This is a genomic window from Methylobacterium variabile, from assembly GCF_001043975.1.
In the GTDB taxonomy this organism is placed as follows: domain Bacteria; phylum Pseudomonadota; class Alphaproteobacteria; order Rhizobiales; family Beijerinckiaceae; genus Methylobacterium; species Methylobacterium variabile.
Genome location: NZ_LABY01000262.1, coordinates 1 through 4,023, shown reverse-complemented (window position 1 = coordinate 4,023; position 4,023 = coordinate 1). Strand labels below are relative to the sequence as shown.

Annotated in this window: 4 protein-coding genes and 1 pseudogene; 2 read left to right on the top strand and 3 right to left on the bottom strand. The window is 75.3% G+C overall.

Annotated elements, in window-relative coordinates:
* Window positions 1-218: pseudogene (locus VQ02_RS30175) on the bottom strand (hypothetical protein); the annotation flags it as partial.
* Between the two features lie 238 nt (window positions 219-456).
* Here VQ02_RS30175 and VQ02_RS30170 point away from each other — a divergent pair.
* The gene (locus VQ02_RS30170; RefSeq protein ID WP_048447947.1) at window positions 457-1,149 is read left to right on the top strand and encodes a Sir2 family NAD-dependent protein deacetylase; all 693 of its coding nucleotides are present in this window, start codon (window positions 457-459) and stop codon (window positions 1,147-1,149) included.
* A gap of 7 nt (window positions 1,150-1,156) precedes the next feature.
* Here VQ02_RS30170 and VQ02_RS30165 read toward each other — a convergent pair whose 3' ends face one another.
* Window positions 1,157-1,678 (bottom strand): hypothetical protein, encoded by a 522-nt coding sequence (locus VQ02_RS30165; protein WP_048447946.1) that lies wholly within the window; start codon window positions 1,676-1,678, stop codon window positions 1,157-1,159.
* A 110-nt stretch (window positions 1,679-1,788) separates the two neighbouring features.
* On the opposite strand from VQ02_RS30165, the gene VQ02_RS30160 reads away from it, so the two are divergent.
* Window positions 1,789-2,373, top strand: coding sequence for a hypothetical protein (locus VQ02_RS30160; protein ID WP_157080874.1), 585 nt, complete (start codon window positions 1,789-1,791; stop codon window positions 2,371-2,373).
* Between the two features lie 45 nt (window positions 2,374-2,418).
* Here VQ02_RS30160 and VQ02_RS30155 read toward each other — a convergent pair.
* Window positions 2,419-4,023 (bottom strand): AsmA family protein (locus VQ02_RS30155; RefSeq protein ID WP_048447944.1); only part of this gene is annotated, 1,605 nt, incomplete at its 5' end.

Genomic DNA, 4,023 nt, shown 5'->3' with positions numbered 1-4,023 from the left:
GTGGCGGCCGCGGCCTCCTCCAGCAGGCCCGTGCCGGCCCAGAGATTGCGGCCGGCGGAGGGCCTGCGCTCGGGCTCGCTCGCGGGCGCGCTCGCCGGGGGCTTGTTCGCGGGGCGCTCGCTCTGGGGCCGCTCGCTGTCGGCCGGGGCGATCAGGGGAGAGGTGCGGCTGCGCTTGATCTCGACCGTGAATGACGGTCTCGCGCGGTGGCGCGTCATTGAATGTCCTGAAGCGATCTGTTCGGAATCAGCAGCCCGCGGCCATGCGCGCGGGCACGATCCTCACTTAGGATGGGTGAAGGGGATTGTCCATGCCAAGAATTGATAAAGTCTCAACGGAGGTCACAGTGACGGCATCCGGATGGTCTCGTGCCCGACAGAACAATGCCGGCGCGAGCTTTGATACAATCGTGTCCCAGTCGTCGCCCGTATCGCGGATCGGGCGGGAGGGCGGCGCGTGAACGTCTTCGTGCTCACCGGGGCCGGGATCTCGGCCGAGAGCGGGCTCGGCACCTTCCGGGACCCGGGCGGGCTGTGGCGCCGGTTCGACCCGATGCGCCTCGCGACGCCCGAGGCCTTCGCCCGCGAGCCCGAGGAGGTCCACGCCTTCTACAACCTGCGCCGCCAGGGGGTGCGCGAGGCTGCCCCCAACGCCGCCCACGCGGCGCTGGCGCGCCTGGAGGAGGGCCTCGCCGCCTGCGGCGGCCGGCTCTTCCTGTGCACCCAGAACGTCGACGACCTGCACGAGCGCGCCGGCTCGCGGGCGGTCACGCACATGCACGGCGAGCTGATGCGGGCGCGCTGCGCCGCCTGCGGCCGCGGGCGCCCCTGGGCCGAGGACCTCTCCGTCGACACGGCCTGCCCGGCCTGCGGGCGCCGGGGCGGGATGCGCCCGGACGTGGTCTGGTTCGGCGAGGTGCCGCTCCACCTCGACGCCATCGCGGCGGCCCTCGACGCGGCCGACCTCTTCGTCGCGATCGGCACCTCCGGGGCGGTCTATCCGGCGGCGGGCTTCGTCGCCCGGGCCCGGGCGACCGGGATCCCGACCCACGAGATCAACCTCGCCCCCTCCGACACCGCCGGCACCTTCGAGGCGGCCACCCGGGCGGTGCCGGCCTTCGTGGCGGAGCTCCTGAAGGACCCGGGATGAGGACGGATCAGCGGATCGAGACCTTGACGTCGAGGTTGGTGGCCGAGCCGTCCGGATAGATGATCAGGACCCGGTAGGCGTCGAGCCCCTCGTAGCCCTCGGCGGCCTCGAACGTCATCTTGAGCCCCTCGACCTTGCGGGCGTTGCAGGAGGCGAGGGGCGAGCCGGGGCTGTAGCGCGGGAAGGACGCCTCGGACGCGAAGCGCACGCTGCCGTGCTTCGGCCCGTCGACGAGGCGCGCCACCACCGGCCCCTGCGACGAGCAGTCCGGGAAGAGGCTGGTGAAGAAGCCGATGGTGCGGGCCTCGTTCATCGGCACGATCCGGAAGTAGGGCGTCGCGTTCAGCGCCGGGAACCCGCCCGGCGGAGCCGCGGGCGGTGCCTCCGGCGGGGCCGGCAGGGTCGGGGCGGGCGGAGCGGGCTGGGCCGGCGCAGCGGCACAGGGCAGCGCGGCGAGGCAGCCGGTCGCCGCGGCCCACAGGGCTGCCCGGGGAGCGGCGCGGCGGCGCGGTCGCATCGGGTGTTCCATCACGGCTCCTCGGCGTGCAGGGGGATGAGACGGGCCGTGCGGGCCGTCTCAATCATAAAGCGCAGCGTCTCAATCCTGCCAGTCCGAGACTTCGCTGTCGTGAAGCCATATTGCCTCGCGTGAAGATTTCCTGTTCACGCAGCGGTGTGATCGTACAGGCGCCGCCCCTGCACCGATGTCCCGGAGTGCAGGTCTGCGGCGGCGCGACCGGGAGCCAGCACATGCATCGGATCGCCCTGGCTATCCTTCTGTCGGTCGCCGGCATCGGCTCGACCCGGGCGGCGCCGGCCAAGCCCTGGACCCCGGATCTCTGCGCAACACTGGCGAAGGACTTCACCGAGGCCTTGGGCTTCCCGGTCACCGCGACCGTCGGGGCGCCGAAGGCCGTCGCCGATGACGCGCCCGCCGGCACGGCCTGCCTCTTCTCGGCCAAGGCCACGGGGATCCGGCACGATTTCGGCGATGCCGAAGGTCGTCTGCGGCGGATCGTGAAAGACTGGAAGGATCTCCCGGGGGTCGCGGCCGACGGACCGGGGTCGACGCTGCAAGGATACCGGAAAGGCGACCGCCGGATCATCTTCGGGCTCACCCACGAGCCGCCGGAGGGAACCTGCGAGGACGAGCCTGTTGGAAGCTGCGAGGTGCCCTTGGAGCGGTGGCAATGGACGTTCAAGGCCACCGCCTATCGCAAGTGACGCGCCGCCCCGCGCGGGACGGCCGGCGCCGGTGAGGCCGTCCGGTCAGGGTGCGTAGGCGCTGGCGGCGGCCGGCAGGGCCGGGGAGGGCGTGCGGGCGGCGAGGGGCCGGACGGTCGGGCGCAGCCACGGCCCCTCGATGGCGAAGCTCCCGGCCGGACGCCCGTCGGGCAGGGGCTCGATCCGGGCCTCGGCGCCCAGGCGGCGCTCGGCCAGGAAGACCCGGCCGCCGAGGCTCGCCGTCAGGGCCGCGCCGCGAACCTGGCCCTGGCCGATCTCGGCGACGCCGTCGCTCACCGTGAGGCTGACCCGGGCGCGCTCGAAATGGGTGCGACCGCCCCGGCGCAAGGCGGTGGCGGCGGTCTCGGGCTTCTGGGCGAGGTCGGCGAGGTTGAGGCCCAGGATCTCCCCGCCCTCGACCGTGGCGGCGGCCCGCCCGCCGAGACGCCCGACGAGGTCGGCGAGGCTCGAGCCGGCGCTGTCGAGGGCGACCGACCCTTGCGCCCGGCCGAGGATCCAGCGCGGCCAGCCGAGATCGGCGAACAGGCCGCCGAGGTCGATCCGGTCGGCGCTGCCCTGGAGCCGGGCGTCGAGGCCGGCGGGCAGCGTCGCCAGGACGGCCCGGCCCTTGACGGTGCCGCCCTGCACGGTGGCGCGCCCCAGGGTCGCCTCCACGGTGCCGGCGCGCACCAGGAGGCCGGCGGCGACGTCCTGCGCCTCGACCGGGCCGAGGCGGGCGGACGCCGCGGAGAGGCGCAGGTCGAGGTCGCCGCGGGTGAGCCCGTCGAGGGTGAGCGGCGCGCGGCTCCAGCCGCCCCCGGGCTCCGCGGCGGGCACGAGGCCCGAGAGGTCGAGCCGCTCGGCCGCCAGGGTGCCGGAGACGGCGATGTGCCCCCGCGCCAGCGCCACGGCACCGGCGCCCTCGAGCTGGTTGTCGCCGACCCGCACCCGGATCTCCGGCCATTCCACGCCGCCGGGACCGGCGACGAGGCGGCCCTCGAGGCTCACCGGCCCCGCGAGGGCGGCGGGGCCGGGCTCGATCCCGAGCCAGGCCAAGGTTCCGGACAGGGCCGGGGTGGCGAAGCGGCCCTGGCCGGACAGGCGCGGGCCCGCGGCCGCGACGTCCCCGGCACCCGCATCCTTGCCACCTGCATCCTCGGCACCCGCGCCCTTGGCACCCGCGTCCCTGACCCAGGTCAGGCTGCCGTCGATCTCGGCGCTGCCCTCGGCCGCGGGCGCGCCCGTCCCGCCGGCCCGCGCCCAGGTGAGGACCGCCGTGACCGGGCTCTCGGCGCCGGCCGCGACCTCGCGCGGGCGCAAGCCGCTGAGCGTCAGCGTCGCCGGCACGCCGCGCCAGGTGAAGGCGGCGGACAGGTCGAGCCCGGCGCTCGGGCGCGGCCAGTTCGCCACCAGGTTCACGCCGGTGATCCGCTCGAGGGCACCGCTGCGAGGGTCGCGGCCGGTCAGCGTCGCGTCGACGAGGACGAGGCGGCGCAGGTGCCGGCCCCGGCCGGCGGCGACGAGCCGTGCGGCCGGGTCGGCCCAGTCCGCGCTCCGGCCGTCGTCGCCGTCCGGCAGGGCGATCCGGGCCCGCTCGAGGACGAGCCCGGTGATCTCCGCCCGGCCGGCGAGGAGGCCGGCGAGGCCGAG